14 protein-coding genes are annotated in these 18,553 nt (G+C 61.7%); 5 read left to right on the top strand and 9 right to left on the bottom strand.

The genetic code is table 11. The features are described from left to right. Nucleotides 1-7 precede the first annotated feature (7 nt). The 3 genes from HMPREF2927_RS05110 to ppa all read right to left on the bottom strand — a co-directional run bounded on the left by HMPREF2927_RS05110 (nt 8) and on the right by ppa (nt 2,057). Nucleotides 8-232, bottom strand: a complete 225-nt coding sequence (locus HMPREF2927_RS05110; protein WP_005504337.1) for a helix-turn-helix domain-containing protein — start codon at nt 230-232, stop codon at nt 8-10. A 260-nt stretch (nt 233-492) separates the two neighbouring features. Next, entirely contained in the window at nt 493-1,323 is an 831-nt protein-coding gene (locus HMPREF2927_RS05105; protein ID WP_070686118.1) for an S-layer homology domain-containing protein, read from the bottom strand. Nucleotides 1,324-1,571: 248 nt separating this feature from the next. Beyond that, nucleotides 1,572-2,057 (bottom strand): inorganic diphosphatase, encoded by a 486-nt coding sequence (ppa, locus tag HMPREF2927_RS05100; protein ID WP_005504328.1) that lies wholly within the window; start codon nt 2,055-2,057, stop codon nt 1,572-1,574. Between the two features lie 317 nt (nt 2,058-2,374). Between ppa and dacB the strand changes: the two genes are divergently transcribed. From dacB to HMPREF2927_RS05075, 5 genes are all read left to right on the top strand, one after another. Continuing rightward, a complete protein-coding gene (gene dacB / locus HMPREF2927_RS05095) occupies nt 2,375-3,955 on the top strand; it encodes a D-alanyl-D-alanine carboxypeptidase/D-alanyl-D-alanine endopeptidase (protein WP_070686115.1) in 1,581 nt (526 codons plus the stop codon). Nucleotides 3,956-4,161: 206 nt separating this feature from the next. Then, nucleotides 4,162-7,233 carry a DEAD/DEAH box helicase gene (locus HMPREF2927_RS05090; RefSeq protein WP_070686113.1) on the top strand — a complete coding sequence of 1,024 codons (3,072 nt, stop codon included), beginning with the start codon at nt 4,162-4,164 and terminating at the stop codon, nt 7,231-7,233. A gap of 471 nt (nt 7,234-7,704) precedes the next feature. Further along, nucleotides 7,705-8,946 (top strand): MFS transporter, encoded by a 1,242-nt coding sequence (locus tag HMPREF2927_RS05085; protein WP_070686111.1) that lies wholly within the window; start codon nt 7,705-7,707, stop codon nt 8,944-8,946. Nucleotides 8,947-9,187: 241 nt separating this feature from the next. Next, on the top strand, nt 9,188-9,808 hold the full coding sequence (locus tag HMPREF2927_RS05080; protein WP_005507641.1) for a hypothetical protein: 621 nt from the start codon (nt 9,188-9,190) through the stop codon (nt 9,806-9,808). Between the two features lie 195 nt (nt 9,809-10,003). Beyond that, on the top strand, nt 10,004-10,735 hold the full coding sequence (locus tag HMPREF2927_RS05075; protein WP_070686109.1) for a metal-dependent transcriptional regulator: 732 nt from the start codon (nt 10,004-10,006) through the stop codon (nt 10,733-10,735). A gap of 190 nt (nt 10,736-10,925) precedes the next feature. On the opposite strand, the gene HMPREF2927_RS05070 is transcribed toward HMPREF2927_RS05075, so the two are convergent. The 6 genes from HMPREF2927_RS05070 to HMPREF2927_RS05045 form a co-directional block, all read right to left on the bottom strand. After that, nucleotides 10,926-11,810 (bottom strand): metal ABC transporter permease, encoded by an 885-nt coding sequence (locus tag HMPREF2927_RS05070; RefSeq protein ID WP_049337790.1) that lies wholly within the window; start codon nt 11,808-11,810, stop codon nt 10,926-10,928. After that, nucleotides 11,811-12,629 carry a metal ABC transporter ATP-binding protein gene (locus tag HMPREF2927_RS05065; protein ID WP_070686107.1) on the bottom strand — a complete coding sequence of 273 codons (819 nt, stop codon included), beginning with the start codon at nt 12,627-12,629 and terminating at the stop codon, nt 11,811-11,813. Nucleotides 12,630-12,835: 206 nt separating this feature from the next. Continuing rightward, nucleotides 12,836-13,798 (bottom strand): metal ABC transporter substrate-binding protein, encoded by a 963-nt coding sequence (locus HMPREF2927_RS05060; protein ID WP_070686105.1) that lies wholly within the window; start codon nt 13,796-13,798, stop codon nt 12,836-12,838. 324 nt (nt 13,799-14,122) lie between these two features. Continuing rightward, nucleotides 14,123-14,923: an exodeoxyribonuclease III gene (locus tag HMPREF2927_RS05055; RefSeq protein ID WP_070686103.1), complete on the bottom strand. Its 801-nt coding sequence runs from the start codon at nt 14,921-14,923 to the stop codon at nt 14,123-14,125. Between the two features lie 209 nt (nt 14,924-15,132). Next, nucleotides 15,133-15,942: an S-layer homology domain-containing protein gene (locus HMPREF2927_RS05050; protein ID WP_070686101.1), complete on the bottom strand. Its 810-nt coding sequence runs from the start codon at nt 15,940-15,942 to the stop codon at nt 15,133-15,135. Between the two features lie 504 nt (nt 15,943-16,446). After that, the gene (locus HMPREF2927_RS05045; protein WP_070686099.1) at nt 16,447-17,775 is read right to left on the bottom strand and encodes a glycosyl hydrolase family 28-related protein; all 1,329 of its coding nucleotides are present in this window, start codon (nt 17,773-17,775) and stop codon (nt 16,447-16,449) included. Nucleotides 17,776-18,553: the final 778 nt, after the last annotated feature.

The following is an 18,553-nucleotide window of genomic DNA, read 5'->3' as shown; positions in this document are numbered from 1 at the left end:
GGAGGGGTTAGGTGAGGGGGTTAGTAATGGCCAGCTCGATGCCGAGCTCTTGGGCGACTTTGAGGACCGCACCAATTGACGGGCCGGGTAGCCCACGCTCAATATCGCGGATTGTTTTATCGCTGAGCCCGACCATCCACGCCAACTCCATTTGGGTGATTTTTTCGTACTTGCGGACGGCGCGAACCTGGGCGCCAAATTCTTGTGCGAACCCCGTTGCGTCGAATGCCATGGGGGTTTCCTCCTCACCGCTGCAGAACCTCAGGTTATACGAACTATTCTTCGTAATATGCCCATAATAGCACTCCCAGGGGTGCTCTGAGGCTGTTTTCCGAAGAATAGTTCGGTCGCACACACCATTCCCGGAACCTCCGAACACAATCAAGGAGCACATCAAAAGGGGGCGTGCCCACCGCCTCCAGCACGCACAAAAAATCGCACGAACCAGACGCAGTGAACACGCCCCCAGCAAGCCCTCCCGCTCGCCTACCGCTATGACAGCGACTGCAGACGAGCCACAATGGGCGCCAACTCCTCGTGACTGTCCAGAATCATAAGAGGAATAAAAATAGTGCGGTGCGAAGCGAAGTAGAAATCCGGCACCCTGTAGGCGTCCCATGTCACGTAATCGGCGCTGGGGTAGTTGAAGTTCATAGGCAGGTCATAATCCTCCCGCTTCGCCATTGCATGCTGGTACGCCCAGCTCATTGCTCGGTGCAACTCACTACCTCGCTTAATGGGGGCAAAACGCTTCTTATATCGTGCAGCATTCGCCTTACCCAGGGGCTCCAGAGTTACCTTGGGGCTACCCGCAGCACGGTAGAGGAAAGTAAAGTAGGCGCCACGGCTCGCCGGAGTGTCGTAATGGAAGGAACCATCAGACCAACCGGTGGTCAAACCCACACGGGTCGCCCAGATAGCAACCTTATAACGCGCATCGCCCGGAGTCAGGTCGGTGTACGGGGACTTCTCCGGCAGGTTCTTCACCTCGGGTGAGCCAGCCAGCTGGTACAGGTACTCCAGCAAGTGGCCGCGCGAAATGGTCATGACCTCATTCGGCAGGGACCCCTCATCGATGTTATACAGCTCAGCAACCTGATCCTTCGTTATCAGGCCGACACACTCTGCCCATTGCCAACTGTTCATAGCGTTCCTGCCGTATTCGCCGTACATTTCGAAACAGTTGACATTAGCCTTGGATTCTTCAGTAGGCTGTGCAGGTTTCGGATCAATATGCGTAGCCTGGGCCACGCCCTGACCCATGAAGCCCATAGTCAGTGCCAACAGTGCTGCCGCGGCGCGGGTCGAAAAGTTTTTCTTCATTTTCCATCCTCGGTGAAAGGTGTGAGAACGGAAGAAGAGTGAATTTCTTTGACCATACTCAGAATCTGCACCCTGCGCAATCAACTACACCTGGCGTGCAGGCGGATGCGGCGAAAGACACAACAAAGGCGAAAGATGCAGCAAAAAGGGGGCGTGCCCACCGCCTCCAGCACGCACAAAAAATCGCACGAACCAGACGCAGGGAACACGCCCCCTACAAAACCGGGTGCACCTAACGGTGCGGCAGCTTAGTGACCCTCAGCTGCGAAACGGTCGATAGCCTCCTGGACCATCTTCTCAGCAGCAGCCAGGTCTTCCCAGCCCTCGCCCTTAACCCACTTGCCGGGCTCCAGGTCCTTATAACGCTCGAAGAAGTGCTGAATCTCAGCCTTCAGCTGCTCCGGAACATCAGCCAGGGACTTGATGTGGTCGTAACGCTTGTCGGTGGGAACGCACAGAACCTTAGCGTCGCCGCCAGCCTCATCGGTCATGTTGAACACTGCGACCGGGCGGGACTCAACCAGCACGCCGGGAACAACGTCAACGTCCAGGATCAGCATTGCGTCCAGCGGGTCGCCGTCCTCACCGAGGGTGTTCTCGAAGTAGCCGTAAGCGGTGGGGTACTGCATGGAGGTGAACAGCACACGGTCCAGGCGCAGGCGGCCGGTCTCGTGGTCCACTTCGTACTTCACGCGGGAGCCGCGGGGAATTTCAATAGTGACATCGAGTTCCATCGGAACCTTCTTTCTCGTGAGTTAGAGTCACTTTCGCGGCGACTTCGGCGCGCAAGGTGCGAAAGTTAGGTGTTGAACTCACCCATTGTAACCCGTTCACGCACACCGAAACCGCGTATTCGGCGCCAAATCCAGCGTAATTTACCACGCTCACACCACAGTTAACATTCCGCCTAGTCCCCCGCCCGCCAGCACACCCCGCCGCCGTACCGGGCAGCCCAGATAGGGTTCGTGAGGGGCAGCCGGAACACGGCATGAGATCCCAGCACCGGCGCGTAAATTCGATAGGCACCCCATCCGCCCGCTATGCTCAAAAGATGCCTTCCAACAAGCACAACACCCAGACCACCACACTCACCCGCCGCGCCGCCCTCACCCTCGGCGGCATGCTCCTCCTCACCGCCTGCGGATCCGCCGCAACCGAACAGAAACGCCCCGAAGGTTCCGCAAGCCCCACCGGCAGCGCAACCGGCAGCCCCACCGGCACTGCCGAGGCGACCGCCTCCGCAACCCCGAACGCCACACCGACCCTCGCACCCGCACTGCCCGAAGCGGAACAGGAGCAACTACGTGCCGCCCTCACCGCGCTCTTCGTGGACGGCACCTACCCGCAGTACAGCCTGCTCGTCACCGGCATGGACGGCAACCTGCCCAGCATCAAGGCGGCCACCGCACCCGCCGACCTGTACGCCGCCAACGCCGACACCGCGCGCGTGCCCGCCTCCACTTTTAAGGTGCTGACCCTGTTCGCACTCAACCGCTACGCGAACCTGCAGGCGCGCCTGCGCACCCGCGTCACCCGCGACGCCGCCGGACTGTACCTCATGGCGGGCGGCGACACCCTGCTCGGTGCGGGCGCCTCCGACCCGAAGCAAATCGTCGGACGCGCAGGCTTGGGCACCCTCGCCGAGCTGACCGTGAAGGCGCTTCTTCAGGGCGAGAAGCCAACCGCGGCGCTACCCGTCTACCTTGACGGCACCTTCTTCACCGGCCCCAGCGTGAACCCCGGCTGGGATGACGCGGACGTGGCGTCCGGCCAGATTACGCCCATTCACCCGATTGCGCTCGAATCGCACACGGTACCGGGCGAGTCCACTGCAAGCAACCCGGTACGCCCGGATGATGCGGCGGTTGCCGCCCAGCAGGCGTTCGTAAATGCACTCAACACCGTCGGCAAGGAATCCGGCATGAGCTTCACCCTCGCGGAGCGCCGCACCGCCCCCGCGGAAGCAGTCGAAATCGCCGCGGTCGAATCGGCAACCCTGCTGGAGCAGGCACAACACATGATGCTCGAATCCGACAACGCCCTCGCTGAGGTGCTTGGCCGTTGCGCCGCCATCGCCGCAGGTAAGGAAGGCAGCGGCGAAGCGGCACAGCAGACCGTGCACCAGGCACTCGTTGATGCCGGCGTGAACATTGAAAACCTGGTGCAGGCGGACGTGTGCGGCATGTCCTTGACGGACCGCGTGACCGCCCAAACCCTCGTGCAGGTTGTGGCGCTGCTGAATGCTGATGAGCACGCGGAGCAGCTGATGAGCACGTTCCCGGTCGCGGGCGTGAGCGGCACTCTTTCCGGTCGTTTTGGTGCGGCGAATGCCGTGCACGCGCGCACTTTTGTGCAGGCGAAGACCGGCACCCTGTACACGGTGTCTTCGCTGTGTGGTGTGGCGACCCGACCCGACGGCACCCGCCTGATTTTCGCGATTATTCTGAACGATCTGGGCGGTGCGGATGCGCTGCCCGCCGCGAAGGAACGCGTGGACGCGGCGGCGGCGGCGATTGCGAACCGCTTGACCGCTCCGAGTGCTTCTGCTGCTCCCTCTGCGGTAGCGGCGAGCGCTTCGGCGGCGCCCACGGCGGCAGTTTCTACCGCGACTGTGGCGGGTGCAGCCTCCTAGCGTGTGTGCCCGGATAGCCCCGAAAGCCCCCTAAATCATCCCGTGCAGGTTGATTTTCTGTAGTGTTTCACGTGAAACCTGAAAATCAACCTCTCGGAGTGAGGGGACACGGGGTACCGGCAGACTCCTCAACCGGGACTCGCGCCTGCTCACCCGGCCGGGTTTCGCCCCGCCTTGTTCCTCTCTCCTCCAGCAGAAAAGTCACCATGGACCTTACCTTCACCCTCGCTGATTTGACCGCAACCTCCGCCTGCGAGCTGCGGCTCTACACCGAGCTTCGGGAGCGTGCGCAGAAGCAGTCTGCCCACCCGACCCCCGAGAAGTCCGAGCGCGCCCGCGAAGCGTACCGCGAGTGCCTGCGAGTGCTGACCGCCGGTGGAATGGTCGGCAGTGAAGTAGTCGGCGGTGAGCACCCGGGCGGCACAGCGCACCCGGTACCCCTGGTGGCGACCTCCGCGGCGGGGCTGACCTACACGGTTGAGCTCGACCGCCTCGACTGCCCGGCTGAGGACAGCACCGCCGAGAGCAATACCGCCCAAATCGTCTGCACCCCGCATCTGGGTGAGGCGGCGCATCGGGCACTATTGCGCGGTGCCCTGGCGGCGCACCTGCTGACCGCTAGTGCAACCGAGAGCGCCGAGAACACCAAGAATGCCGCGCGCCTCGACCTTCACCTGGAGCACAGTACCGAACCCGAATCGGAGCCCACTGAGCACCGCTCCCCCGTTCCTCAACCTCACAGGGTTGATTCGGTGCGTATTCTGCCGTTGATTCGCCTGCAGGAGCAGCGCCTCCTACTGCTCACCGAGGCGCTGAACGAGGGTGTAGAACCGGCGGAACTTGCCGAGCGCATCCCCTATTTTCTGACCTGCGACGAGTGCCCGGCGTGCCTGAACGCGGCGGCATCTCTTGCCCTCGCGACCGACGCCCCGGAGCTCGTCACCGAAGACACCGCCGAAGATACCGCCGAGAATCCCGAAATTGAGAAGCATCCGGTCATGTACAGGGTGCCCGCCGCGGTGGAGAACGACAGCGAACAGTACCGCCTGCAGTGCCTGCTGGATGCCCAGCTCGCATCCCTGGAGGAGCACGCGGCAGAGCACGGCTGGGGTGCCGGTGAGCTTGAGGCGGCGATGCTGCTGTCCATGACGAATTATCACCGCCGCGAGCGTGCCCCGTTCTGGCGTGAGCACATTCGCCGCCTGGAGGACGGCCCGACGGCGTGGGTAGCGAGCCGCGATTACGCGTACCTTGATCGAGTGCAGGTGCTTTCGGTGGAGCATGCGCATGCTCTTCTGAACACCCCCGCAGACCTGGAGGCGCTTGCCGCCGCCATGAAGGAGCTCACCGAGGTTGAAGACGCCCCCGGCTGGTATCGTGTGCGCGGCGCGCAGGTGCGCCTGTTGCGTGCGCGAATTGAGGCTGACCCGAGCCTGGTGATTGCGCCCTCTGACCGTGCGGTTTTTTGTGCGTATGAGGCGGGGTTGAGCCCGCAGATTGCGCTGGATCGTATGGAGTCGCAGGTGAATTATTTCCGTGCCTCGAATCCGGGTGAGCGTGTGCCCGCTGAGTTGGCGGCGACGGGTTTCTTTGGCATGCGTGTGCTGGCGGTGGCACAGGGTGGTTTCCGTGCCGGATCCGCGGGTTCTGCGGACCCCGAAGAGGCTGGCGCAGAGTCGGCTGGCGAGTTCTTGGAGGTGCTTCTGCAGGAGCGCATCCGCGTGAAGGATGAGCCGCACCGTGCCCTGCCTTCGGGTATTGGTCCTGGCGATCCGGTGTCTACGGCGACGATTGAGGCGGCTCTGCAGGCTGATGTGCACGGGCTGCTTTTCGGCGGCGCTCTCATGCCTAGCGCGCTGATGTCTGACCTCCCCGCATCCGGCGAAGATTCTGAGCCCTCCGAGGCTCCCTCCTCGCCCCGCGCCCTGCCGAGCGTGCTCGGTGCGGCGGCTTCCCTGACGGGGGTGGAGAGCGCCTCCGCGGATTTGCTATTCCGCCGCGCGCCGCGCCTCAAGAAGGGCGCCTCGAACGCCAAAAATGCAGAAAATCTACCTCGTGAGGTTGATTTTTCCGCCTCTGACCTGCCCACGGCGGATGCCGTGCACGCGGCGGTTCGCGCTCTCGACCATTCCTATGTGGCGGTTCAGGGCCCTCCGGGTGCGGGTAAGACCTTCCTCGCCTCGCACGTGATTGCGCGTCTGGTGGCTGAGGGTGCGAAGGTGGGCGTGGTGGCTCAGTCGCATGCGGTGATTGAGAACCTCATGGTGGCGTGCTGTGCCCGTGATGGTTTTGATGTTTCGCATGCGGTGCGTCTGCGCGGCAAGTCGGTGACCCCGGACGCCCCGTGGTCTGAGGTGTCTGATTCTGAGCTGGTGGAGCTGATTTCTGGTGCGGGCGGCCTGCTGTTTGGCGGTACGGTGTGGGATTACGTGAGTGAGCGTCGCGTGCCTGCCGGGTCGCTGGATGTTCTGGTGGTTGATGAGGCGGGCCAGTTCTCTCTGACGAATACGGTGGCGGCGGCTCGTGCGGCGCGTTCGGTGCTGCTGTTGGGTGATCCGCAGCAGTTGCCGCAGGTGTCGACGGGTGTGCACCCGTACCCGGTGGATGTTTCGGCGCTGGGCTGGTTGTCTGACGGGGCGGCGGCGCTGGATCCTCGTTTTGGCTATTTCTTGGGTGAGTCGTGGCGCATGGATTCGGCGTTGTGCGAGCGGGTTTCGTGGCTGTCGTATGATGGCGCATTGGCGAGCGCAGCGGCAACGGCTGGTCGCGCCCTGCAGGATGTTGCGCCGGGTGTGGTGTCGTATCCGGTGGAGCATGCGGGTTGTTCGGTGCGTTCTGTGCAGGAGGCGCAGGCGGTGGTGGATTGCGTGCGCGAGTTGTTGGGTCGTGAGTGGGTTCCGGCGGCTGGTGCTGAGCTGCGCCCGTTGGCGGCGGAGGATTGCATTGTGGTGGCGGCGTATAACGCGCAGGTTGATTGTGTGCGTGAGGCGCTGATTGCTGCTGGTTTGGCGGATTCTTCGGGTGCTGGTGTTCGTGTGGGTACGGTGGATAAGTTCCAGGGTCAGGAGGCTGCGGTGGTGTTGGTGTCGTTGGCATCGTCGCGGGTTGATTCTGGGCGCGGTGCGGGGTTTGTGCTGTCGCCGAATCGTTTGAATGTGGCGGTGTCGCGCGGTCAGTGGCAGGCGATGTTGGTGCATTCGCCGTGGGTGGCGCGTTCGGTGCCGCAGGATGTTGAGGAGGTGCTGGCTCTGTCGGGCTTCGCGGGCCTGGTGGAGTAGCACCTAGTGCAGCCCTTATTCTGTGCTCTTCTACACTCCCCCGCCTGCTGCGTTGCGGGGGCGTCTTTGGTGCGCCCGCAATCGGGTTTAACTGAGGTTTAGTTGGCTGGAAGCACCAAGAATGAATTGTAGTCAAAATAACCCTAATGTCAATACTCAAAATGAGGAAAGTTTTTCAACTAGCGTTCATGTATATGATTCACATCTCTTATAGAATCTAAAGTATCGCGCGACACACTTCTTGTGCGGGGGCTCCCGATGAGCCGCCCCGTGCATCCTAAACCACCCCGTGATGACCGGCGGGCCCGTCATGACCGGCGGGCACAGGCAAAAACAAGCGAATACAGGCAGGCACAGCCGGTTGTCGGGGTATTCACTCATACGATTGCGCACTACGAATTGCGCACAATGAACTACGCACGACGGATTGCACGCCGCGCGACACCATAAACCCCATCGTGGAGGTCCCCCATGAGTGTCAACACCGAGCTACTCAAGAATAGAGATTTTCGAAATACTCTCTTCGCCATTGGAGCCAACCAGCTCTCAGACTCGATGAGCTATATCACCACGCCAATCATTATTTTGGCGCTGACCGGCTCCCCCGAAGCTGCGAGTATCACCCTCTTCATCGCGGGTGTTCTCGCCACCTGCGCCGGAGCAGTATCTGGAACGTGGGTCGACAGAATCGGCCCCTCAAAGTGCCTGGCGCTATCCTGTATCGGTCAGTCACTGTCCTGGATAGCGATTCTTCTCTACCTCGTTTTCAACGTCACCAACATTTACGTTTTAGTGATTACGATTTCTCTAGCCGCCATCATTTCCACCTTCGACTACCCAAGCGAGCAGTCCATCATCACCCGCGTAGTCCCCAAGGAACACCTGGGGTACGCCTCCGGTATGGGTGAGACGCGCGAGTCCACCGCTAACCTGCTGGGCGGCCCGGTCGCCGGCATCATTATCGGCTTCTCGACCGTGCTCATGACCGCAGTTCACGCGGTCGTCAACCTGCTGGCATTCATCGTCGCCCCCAAGAGCTACGGCGCTAGTCGGCAGCCCACGGAAGAGGAGGAAGGCGAGAAAACCAGCTTCTGGCAGGACTCAAAAGCTGGTTTCGAGTACATCCTGAAGAACAAGGTGCTGGTGTCCATCGCGTTCGTTTCAACGCTCGCGAACTTTGGAACGGTCGGCATTCCGCTCACCTTCATCTACTACTACACCCTGGAGGGCGCACACCCGCTCTTCATCGGCATCTTTGCGAGCGCCTTCGGCGTGGGCGTGCTGCTCGGTTCGTTCCTGGTCGGCCCGCTGACCGAGAAGTTTGCGCTCGGCCCGCTCGGTATCACCTCCCTGGCCATCATGTCGGCGTGCTACCTGTTGCTGCCGGTGGTTCATTCGATGCTGTGGGCGGTGTGCCTGCTGATTGTGCTGGCGGGTATTGTGCTCCCCTCCTTCAATTCGAGCATCATTGCGTACATTAACGCGTCTACCCCGGAACACATGATCGGTCGCGTGCACTCGGTGCAGGGTATCCCGAACATGGCGCTCACCCCGCTGGCTGTTCTGCTGGCAGGCTTCCTCATTGTTGATTGGGGTATTACGTACACGGCGCTGTTCTACGCGGTGTTCATTTTCCTGTCGCTGGTGGTGATGGTATTCCAGAAGCCGCTGCGTCAGCTGCCGCATATCTCGCAGGTAACGAACGCACAGTAGTTCCGCGGTAGCCCCGTCTATCAACTCCACTCAACGCCCCCGAAAGCGAATAATTCAACGTGCACTTGCATGAAAATTATTTTCCTTTCGGGGGTGTTCTACGTCCTTTCTAGGATTTCTGCACACAGTGCACGCTCACGATAATTCCCCTTATCAATGCGTATTTTTAGGGGTTTAAATGTTGCCGGTATTACGGCGAACCTTACGCCGCTTGTTGAAGGTTTTACGGCATAATAGGAAGGTGTTCGTTCTAACCTTTATTCAACGTTCCGCACAGCACTCACTCACTGCACTGTCGGACGAACTCGCAAAGCTCAACCCGCGTGTTGCCTTCGCCCAGACATACCCTGACGAAATTCAGGGTGCCTTCGACCGCGCCAGCGACGCACTCCACGCGGCGCTCATTGCCGCGCGCGATAACGGCTTCTGGGTCGGCATCGGAATCGGCGAGCTCAACATCCCCCGATTCGCAGGCGCACTCGGCGCCGTCAGCACCACCGACTGCACCGGCGACGCCCTCGAATTCTCACGCCTCGCCGTCGAAGAAGCACAAGGAGGCGCACCTGTACGCTGCATCAGCGTCAGCGCCGACAACCGCCACCTCGCCGACCTCGCCGCAGGCTCCGCACGCCTGCTCTACCGCGTATGCGCCGACCGCACCGACGCCGAATGGCGCGTAGTAAACCTGCTCGTACCCGGCGTGCGCGGCCAGCAGAAGGCCGCCGCAACCGCACTCGGCATCACCACCCAGGCGGTCAGCCGCACCCTCGTCCGCTCCCTCTGGCATGAGGAGCAGGCGGCACGCGGTGCGCTCATCGAGCTGCTGACCCGTATTGACCGTTCGCGCCGCCGCGCCACCTAACCACCGCCGCGCATCCCTCATTCTTTCGCGCCTGCCAGCCTTTCGTAGCTGCCAGCGCGGAACCGAACACCTAATCCCGCCCGTGATAGTCACCCCCTGCCAGGGGTGAACTATCCGGGCGGGACGCTTTTTAAGCCCGCGCTGAATACCCTGTAGCTCGACGGGCAAAACCAGAGAAAAGGTAGACTTATCTTTATGCCTCTTTCAGAACTTTCCGTCAGCACCCAGAACTACCTCAAGGAAATCTGGAGCCTCGAAGAATGGACCAAAACCCCTGCCACCGCATCCGCCCTGGCAGAACGCATGGGCCTGCGCATTTCTTCGGTATCTGACGGCCTCAAGCGCCTCGCCGCCGCCGACCTGATTGAGCATCAGCCCTACGGCGCTATTGAGCTCACTGAAACCGGCCGCTCCTACGCGCTGGCGATGATTCGCCGCCACCGCCTCATTGAGACGTTCCTTGTGGAGATTCTCGGCTACACCTGGGACCGTGTGCACGACGAGGCGGAGGTTCTGGAGCACGCGGTATCCGACTTCATGGTGGACCGCATCGACACCCTGCTGGGGCACCCGACCCGCGACCCGCACGGCGACCCGATCCCGGACTCTTCGGGGCATATTAGTTTTCCGCAGACCGTGCCGCTGAGCCAGTGCGAACCCTGCGAAACAGTCGTGCTCGAACGCATTAACGATGACGACCCGCGCCTGCTGCGTTACCTGCAGGGCCACGGTTTTGTGCCCGGCGTGCGCCTGCACATTGAGGAGGGTGCACCCTTCTCGGAGGCGGTGAACGTGAGCGTGGTTGGTGCCGGTTCCGGCAACCTGCACGAGACGGATGCGGCCGGTGCGGTGAAGCCCGGCGGCACCATTATTCCGTTGGGTGCAGAGGCGACCGCCTCCCTGTTCGTGTCCCGCACGGTGCGCTAGGTACAGGGCGGTAGATACAGGGCGGTAGCGGCGGGCTTCTAGCCCGGAAATCCGGGCGGGTACGCGCCCCCAACCTTCAGAAGATAGCAATAGGCGGAAAGCCCCACGGTGGGACTTTCCGCCTATTGCTGTATTCGGTGAGTGTACTCAGTGGGCTTTCTTAGAGGGAGCTTTCACAGGGTGAGCTTTCTTAGGAAGCTGACGGCTCAGTTTTCGTTGCGGCAGTGCTGAGTCGGCGGGCGCGCATCCTGCCCAGCAGACCGTAGCGCGGGGCAAACACGTACGCCAGGGCGAACAGTATGCCCTGCGTGACGACCACGGCACCACCGGGCGATACATCCGCGTAGTAGCTGGCGTACAGGCCGGTCAGCGTGCCCACCAGGGACACTCCCACGCTCACCGCGAGCATGGGCACGAACCGGTCAGTCATCAGGCGCGCGGTGGAGCCGGGGATGACGAGCATCGCCACAACCAGCACCACGCCCACAATCTGCAGCGCCACCACGGAGGTCAGCGCCAGCATAATGAGTAGCAGCGCGCCGAGCAGACGCGGACGCAACCCCACCGCCTGCGCAAACCCCGGGTCGAAGGCGTACAGCACGAAGTCGCGGCGCTTGACCAGCAGCACGGCGGCAACTACCACCGCGAGGACGGCGACCTGCCAGACGTCCGACCAGGACACACCCAGCACGTTACCGAAGAGAATATGGTTCAGGTCGGTGTTCGACGGCGTGACCGAAATCAGCACCAGACCGAACGCGAACATAGTCGTAAACACGATGCCGATCGCGGCGTCCTCGCGCACGCGGCCGCTGCGCCGTACCCCGCCGATGAGCGCCACCGCCACGAGCGCGGCAATGACCGCACCCACCGCGAAGGGTGCACCAAAAATGTAGGCGAGCACCACGCCGGGCAGTACCGCGTGCGAGATTGCGTCGCCCATGAGCGACCAGCCGAGCAGCACGAGCCAGCAAGAGAGTAGGGCGCAGACGGCGGCGGCGATGACGGTGACCACGAATGCGCGGAGCATGAAGGGCAGGGTCAGCGGCTCCACCAGAAAGTTGAGGATGTCCATTTAGTTCTTCCCTTCCGCAGAGCTGTTCGTAGTAGTGCCGGAGGCGGTAGCGCTGGAGGCGGCAGTCGGCGTGCCGGCGTCCACTTCCATGCCGAAGGCACGCACCAGGTTCTCGGGGGCGAGCACCTTCTCGGGGGTGTCGTGCATCAGAATCTCACCGCGCAGCAGTAGCGCCTCGTCGGCGAACTGGCGCAGGCTCGCCAAGTCGTGCGTGGAAACCAGCACGGTCGCGCCCTCGTCACGCAGCTGTTCGATGACCTGAATGAGCATCGCCTCGCTGCGCTTGTCCACACCGGCGAAGGGCTCATCCAGCAGTAGCAGCTGGGCGCCCTGGGCGATAGCGCGTGCCACGAAGGCGCGCTTACGCTGACCACCCGAGAGCGCCCCAATCTGACGGTCAGCAAGGTCGGTCAGTTCCACGCGGGCGAGCGCCTCATCCACGGCGGCACGGTCTGCGGCACGCAGGCGGCGGGTGATGCCGAGATTGCGGTAGCGTCCCATGCTGACGACTTCGCGCACGGAGATGGGGAAGGTCCAGTCGATTTCTTCGCTCTGCGGCACGTAGCTGATGAGTCCGGCGCGGTGGTGGTGCGCGTTCTTGCCGCGGTTACCGCCGACGGGTTGCCCGTCGAGGGTGATGCTGCCGGCGTGCACGGGCACGACCCCCATAATGGCTTTGAAGAGGGTGGATTTTCCGGAGCCGTTCATGCCGATTAGGCCGCAGATACGCCCGGTGTCCAGGGTGAAGGATGCGCCGGTGAGGGCGCGGACTGGCCCGTAGTTCACGTGCACATTTTCGCAGCTGAGAAGAGTGCTCATTCCTTGTGTTCTTTCTGGTGGTCACCGTATGCGTGGGGCGGGTGTACTTTCTTGCGTGTTGGTGAGTGGGTGCCGTGTGGGCGGGTGCTGTGTGAGCGAGTGTTAACGGCGTGGGAGGAGCGGAGCCAAGAAGGCGACCGCCCCCTCCTATCCTGTCGGGGGTTTGGGATTTACCCGGGGTTTTCGATGCCGGGTTTATTCGGGTTTTAGGAGTTGCCCTTGAGGCCCGCCACAATGGTGCGTGCGTCGTAGCGAATCATGTCCAGGTAGGTGGGCACGGGGCCGTTCGCCTCGGAGAGCGAGTCCACGTAGAGCACGCCGCCGAATCGCGCACCGGCGGCGTCGGCTACCTGGCGCATCGGGTTATCGGAGACGGTGGATTCGCAGAACACAGCGGGCACCTGGTTCTCGCGCACGTAATCGATTGCGGAGGAAATCTGCGAGGGGGTCGCCTGCTGTTCGGAGTTGACCGCCCAAATGTACTTTTCCTTCAGGCCCGCGTCTGCCGCCAGGTAGGAGAAGGCGCCTTCGCAGGTGACCAGTGCGCGCTGGTTCTCGGGCAGGGTAGAGATTTCCTTGACGAGCTCGTCACGTACGCCCTGCAGCTGCTTCTTGTAGGCTTCACCGCGGGACTTGTAGTCGGCGGCGTGGCTCGGGTCGAGGGCGCTAAATTCGCGAATCATCACGTCCACGTACTTCTGTACGTTACTGGGGCTCATCCAGGCATGGGGGTTGGGCTTGCCCTCGTAGGCATCCTCGGTAATGGAGATGGGCGTGACCCCCTCGGAGACGGTCACGTGCTTAGCGTGGGATTCTTCAACGAACTTCGCGAACCAGGATTCGAGGTTCAGGCCGTTGTCGAGCACCAGGTCGGCGGCATGCGCCTTCTTCAGGTCGGAGGGGGTGGGCTCGTACTCGTGGATTTCAGCGCCGGGCTTGGTGAGGGACTCGACGTTCAGGTCGTCGCCTGCCACGTTGCTGGCAATGTCTGCTAGCACGGTGAAGGTGGTGAGCACGGTCTTCTTGCCGTTGCTGCTCTTAGCGCCATCGGTGGTGCTGGCAGTGCTGCCGCAGCCGGTGAGCACGAGTAGTAGGGTGAGTGCTAGGGCGGCGCAGAGCGCCTGGATGAGGCGGTGTGCGTTGCTGCCTGCGGGGGTTAGAGCGTTCATGAGGCGTCCTTCATTGGAAGTCACGGGTTTGAGTATGTGGTTGATGTGTGGATTTTGCCGCGCCGGGGCGACAGGGACACGGTGTTGTCTGCGCAGGCATCATGATGCGCTTTTGCCTGTCATCCCGGGCGGAATTTAACAATAGTTCGTCAAGCCGAACTTTTCAACTAAGCCACACAGAAAACCCCGAAATATTGGCAGAAACACAGGGGTAGACACACAGAGCCATGCGCGCAGAAACACCAGCAGATACAGCAAGGAGGCGAGGGGCCCCTCCCCCGCCTCCTTACTGCACGCGGTTCTACGGCAAGCTATACGCTCCGTTTAGTCAGCAATCTCAACCACGACCGGCGTGTGGTCGCTTGCGCCTTCACCGGCGCGCTCCACCTTATCGATCCAGGCACGTTCCACGCGTGCGGCGAGCGCGGGCGAGAACAGCTGGAAGTCAATGCGCATACCCTCGTCCTTGGTGAAGCGACCCGCCTGGTAGTCCCAGTAGGTGTACTCGCCCGGGGTGTGCGGGCGTACTACATCCACCATGCCCTCTTCGAGCAGGGCGGCGAAGGCGCGGCGTTCGGGTTCGGAAACGTGGGTCATTTCGTTGCTCAGGAAGTAGTCAATATCCCACACGTCGGTATCCTCGGGGGCGACGTTCCAGTCACCGACCAGGGCGAGCTGCGACTGCGGGTTAGCCGCCAGTTCGTTGTGCACGTTCTGGCGCAGCGCCTCCATCCAGCGGAGCTTGTAGTCCATGTGCGGGTCGGTCAGGCCCCGGCCATTGGGCACGTAGAGGCTCCAGACGCGCACGCCGCCGCAGGTCGCACCGATCGCGCGCGCCTCCAGCACCTCGGGTTCGCCGGGCTTGCCGAAGTGCGGCTGGTTATCGAAGCCGCGTTGCACGTCTTCGAGGCCAACTCGGGAGGCGATTGCCACGCCATTCCACTGATTCAGGCCAAAGTGCGCAACCTCGTAGCCCATAAATTCGAAGAGGTCGAAGGGGAAGGTTTCGTCCTTGGTTTTGGTTTCTTGCAGTGCGAGCACGTCAACGTCGTGTTCGTCGAGCCAGTCTTCGACGCGGTTCTCGCGGGCGCGGATTGAGTTGATGTTCCAGGTGGCAATCTTCATGCCTTCTAGCTTAGCGGGTGCAGAGCAGGCGCCCTTCATTGCACGGAGGCGATTGCGCAGCGGACATGGGCGCTCGCAACTTGCCAGCGCACCGCCCGCCTGCGCAACCCATTGGGTCGCATCGGCGGGCGGTGAATATATGCGCTAGTCAGCGCTGAATCTAGTTAGAGCACTGAATCTAGTCGGTATTACTCCTAGTCAACGGCCTCCTAGTCAACGGCGGGAGTGCCCACAACCTTCAGGCCCTTATCGCCGTACGCCTTGAGCATGTACAGGGCGTCGGAGAAGTACAGGGGGCTGGCAGGGTTCACCACGTCTGCCACGCCGTCACCGTCGCGGTCCACTTCGGGGCAGGCGCCGAGCGTGCGGGCTGCCCAGCGGTTTTCGGTCTTGAACTGTTCAGTCTTCTTGACTTCGGCACGTAGCGGACGGCGAATCTGGCGCAGGCGCGCGGCACCGTCGGGGCTACCTGCGGCGCGATACAGGAATGCGGCGAGGGTGTGGCGGGTGGCGTAGTCGTCCGGGTGGAAGAGCTCGTCATCCCAACCGGAGGTGATGCCCGCATCCGCCGCCCAGATGTAGGCGGGGTAGTCCGGGTCGGTGGTTGCCACGTCCTTGTAGGGGGAGGTCGTGGGTAAGTTCTTGACGGTTGGCGATCCCGCCATGCGGTAGAGCATGCGCACCAGCTGGCCGCGGGTGACGGTTGCACTGCTGTGGCGGCGGGTGACGGTGTATTCTTCGCTGTCGAGGTAGCCGTGGCAGACCGCCCACACGCCGGGGGTGGCGCTCATGGTGCCGAGGAAGTTGGCGACGCATTCGACGTAGCTAGGGTCGTCCTTGGGCTGCTCTGCCTTGATGACGAGTTTCAGGTTGACTGCGGGTTCTGCCGCGTGGGCGGCAGGCTGTGCGCTCACCGCGGAGGTGACGGGTACGGCACCGAGGGCGAGTGCGAGAGTGAGGGCGAAAGTGCGGCGTGCGCGGGGAGCGGGTGTGAGTGCTCGAGAGATAACCGAAAACATGGGTTGTCCTTATGTAATTGTGGTTGATAACCGGCCGGAAGGAACCGATTTTTGGGTCGACCGCGGGGTCGCCAAATGGAGCGAATAAGAAAAGGGAGGAAAGCTTTCGTTGAGGAATAGTGAGAAGCGGCAATGAATAGGGTCTGACATGCGGCGATGCAGGTTTGTGTGTGCTGCGGGTAGCTATTCCGCATGCTGTCGCACGGCTATGGTGGTGCGCAGTGAATGGACTGTTTTACACCACCATAGAAAGTTTAAAGTACATATTGATATTTTATTCAATATTTAATTGAGACTTTTATCAACTAAAAATTAAACATTGTTCTAAACAACAAAGCAGCTGCGAATGGTATGTATTCCATTCGCAGCTGCTTTGATTTTTAGCTGATATATCGCGGTATAACGCGCCCACTAGGGCACACGCGCCTCCCCCACGATTCACAGGAAAGTTCCGAACCGGTTCGGGCGTGTCTACTAGCTGCCGTCAGTTGCCGTCAGTCTCTACTAACCGCGCATCACGTTGTAGGCTTCCTTGGTGAGCTGACCGGCGGGCGAGGTGGAGTGGCGCAGTTCCTCAACCTCAATGACCACGTTCGCGCCAATTGCGCCGGTGATATACACGCGGCGGCCGAGCATATTACCCTCACCGATGCGGTCGTCCTTGGCGGTGCCTTCGGTGATGCGCAGGTCGTAAATCTTGTTTTCAATGTAGAAGCCGTACAGGGAGGCGGGCTTCTCCGGGGGGTTGTAGGAGACAGGCGCGACCATGCGGGTACCGCGCGCATTGCGGCTGATGTACCAGTTGGCGGCCTCGTCAGCACCGGCGGCACCGCTGACGGTGCCAGCCCAGCTGGAGCCTTCCGCTTCGCATCCGATGAAGACGTTGTGCGCCCACTCAACAAGCCAGCCGTGGCCCGCGTTGGAGCGTGCGGTGCAGCCGATGAACATGTTGCGTTCACCCTGCACGATCCAGCCTGCGCCGGCGTGGCGGGTGGCGGGCTCGTAGAGGGCGTTCTTGTTGCTGGTGCGGTGGTTGCTGTTGCTGGAGCAGTTCTCGAATTTTGCCTGCGCCGCGTACACCTCGATCCCGGCGTAGGAGCCGCCGCTGAGGTTCGCTTCGGCAACGTCTACGCCGCGCAGCTTGTTGTCTGCCGCGCCGGAGTTCTGGCCTTCGTTGGGGCGGCGGGGGTGGCCGACGGGCTTGCCGAGCAGCAGGCCCTGGTTGAGGGTGCGGCGGATGGTCACGTCGTCAATTTTCATGCCCTGGTCGTCCAGGCCGAGCACGGCGACGCCGATGGCGGTGTCCCAGACTTCCACGCCGGCGATAACGGGCACGATGTCCGGTTCGTTGAGCATGTCGCCGGTCAGGTGGGTGTGGAAGATGACGCCGGCGACGTTGTTCAGCGGGGCGGTGTGCGCATCGAGCGGGTAGCTGCTGATGGGGGTGTTTGCGGCGTTGGTGCGGATGTGCAGATTGCGTACGCCCATACGCATGGGCTTGTTGGCGTTGTAGTTGCCGTAGACGGGGGTGGTGTAGCTGCCGACGTGGAACACGCCGGTGTATTCGGTGTGGCCGTTGGCGGTGGTGGGGATGGCGCGGTCGGAGTGCGCGATGACGACGGTTGAGGAGCCGTAGCCGAAGATTTCGACGCGGTGCTTGATGTCGATGAAGGGGTAGGAGACGCGGTAGATGCCGCGGGGTAGTTCTACGGATCCGCCGCCGCGTGCGGCGACAGCGTCGACTGCGCGCTGGATGGCTGCGGTGGAGTCTTTGGCACCGGTGGGGTCTGCGCCGTAGTTGATGGCGTTGATGCTCATGGGCGTATCGGGCATGAGGGGCTCAATCCTTTCGATGGGTACCGCGTTCGGTGCTGAAGGCGGCGTGGTGAGTGAATTGAGTGAATACGGTGCTGCGTGGGTGCAGTGTTGAGTTTGTGTGGTGCGGTGTGTTGGGCGCATTTCTGCGGGTGTTTTGGCGTGTGTGGGTCTGTGCACCGGCAGACCTGCCTTCTGCTCAAGGGTACCGCATTGGGCGTGTGGAGGCGACGACCGGGCACTGTGATGCCTGCTCCCCCTACCCCGTTTTTCTATGGTTTTTCGGCTGTTTTGTGGGCGGGTTAAACAACTGAGGGGCGGGGATTACTCCCCGCCCCTCGAACCTAACCATCTTTAGTTATGGACTTCTGCGGTCAGCTCTCCCCTACATGGCTAGCTTTAGTACCAAGTAACAGGCCTCGCACCAACGCGTGACCGTCCCCGAAAATGGGGAGAAGGAATATGACGTGGGTAAGATACCACCAATGAAGCCCGTAATTGACAGGTAACGCCCACAGGATTGCCCCTGCCACAATACAGACACCCGGCCCAGCGGCTGCAACAGCTGCTATTTGTCGGCCCGTCATGTAACCGTGCGGATGCAAGCTCACCCGTAAAGGCGTAATTTCAAGTGAAACTATTCCAACATTCGGAGCTAAAACCCGCAAAGCGATCAGATGCGCTAATTCATGAATCATGAATCCCAACGTCAATCCGCCAAGCGCATGGATCAGAACCCATATCAGCGGCTCTGCAAGTCCTGGCGCACCCGCACTGGTAGCCCAGAGAATCATGC

Source organism: Rothia sp. HMSC061E04 (assembly GCF_001813685.1).
Lineage (GTDB): Bacteria > Actinomycetota > Actinomycetes > Actinomycetales > Micrococcaceae > Rothia > Rothia mucilaginosa.
The sequence above is the reverse complement of the archived record's forward strand: the minus strand, read 5'-3'. Positions and strand labels throughout refer to the sequence as shown.

What these genes read in the sequence shown, in the direction of transcription:
- dacB (WP_070686115.1), top strand. Translation starts at nt 2,375, where the DNA reads ATGCCTTCCAACAAGCACAACACCCAGACCACCACACTCACCCGCCGC.
- HMPREF2927_RS05110 (WP_005504337.1), bottom strand. Translation starts at nt 232, where the DNA reads ATGGCATTCGACGCAACGGGGTTCGCACAAGAATTTGGCGCCCAGGTT.
- ppa (WP_005504328.1), bottom strand. Translation starts at nt 2,057, where the DNA reads ATGGAACTCGATGTCACTATTGAAATTCCCCGCGGCTCCCGCGTGAAG.
- HMPREF2927_RS05105 (WP_070686118.1), bottom strand. Translation starts at nt 1,323, where the DNA reads ATGAAGAAAAACTTTTCGACCCGCGCCGCGGCAGCACTGTTGGCACTG.
- HMPREF2927_RS05050 (WP_070686101.1), bottom strand. Translation starts at nt 15,942, where the DNA reads ATGTTTTCGGTTATCTCTCGAGCACTCACACCCGCTCCCCGCGCACGC.
- HMPREF2927_RS05060 (WP_070686105.1), bottom strand. Translation starts at nt 13,798, where the DNA reads ATGAACGCTCTAACCCCCGCAGGCAGCAACGCACACCGCCTCATCCAG.
- HMPREF2927_RS05075 (WP_070686109.1), top strand. Translation starts at nt 10,004, where the DNA reads ATGCCTCTTTCAGAACTTTCCGTCAGCACCCAGAACTACCTCAAGGAA.
- HMPREF2927_RS05055 (WP_070686103.1), bottom strand. Translation starts at nt 14,923, where the DNA reads ATGAAGATTGCCACCTGGAACATCAACTCAATCCGCGCCCGCGAGAAC.
- HMPREF2927_RS05085 (WP_070686111.1), top strand. Translation starts at nt 7,705, where the DNA reads ATGAGTGTCAACACCGAGCTACTCAAGAATAGAGATTTTCGAAATACT.
- HMPREF2927_RS05070 (WP_049337790.1), bottom strand. Translation starts at nt 11,810, where the DNA reads ATGGACATCCTCAACTTTCTGGTGGAGCCGCTGACCCTGCCCTTCATG.
- HMPREF2927_RS05090 (WP_070686113.1), top strand. Translation starts at nt 4,162, where the DNA reads ATGGACCTTACCTTCACCCTCGCTGATTTGACCGCAACCTCCGCCTGC.
- HMPREF2927_RS05045 (WP_070686099.1), bottom strand. Translation starts at nt 17,775, where the DNA reads ATGCCCGATACGCCCATGAGCATCAACGCCATCAACTACGGCGCAGAC.
- HMPREF2927_RS05065 (WP_070686107.1), bottom strand. Translation starts at nt 12,629, where the DNA reads ATGAGCACTCTTCTCAGCTGCGAAAATGTGCACGTGAACTACGGGCCA.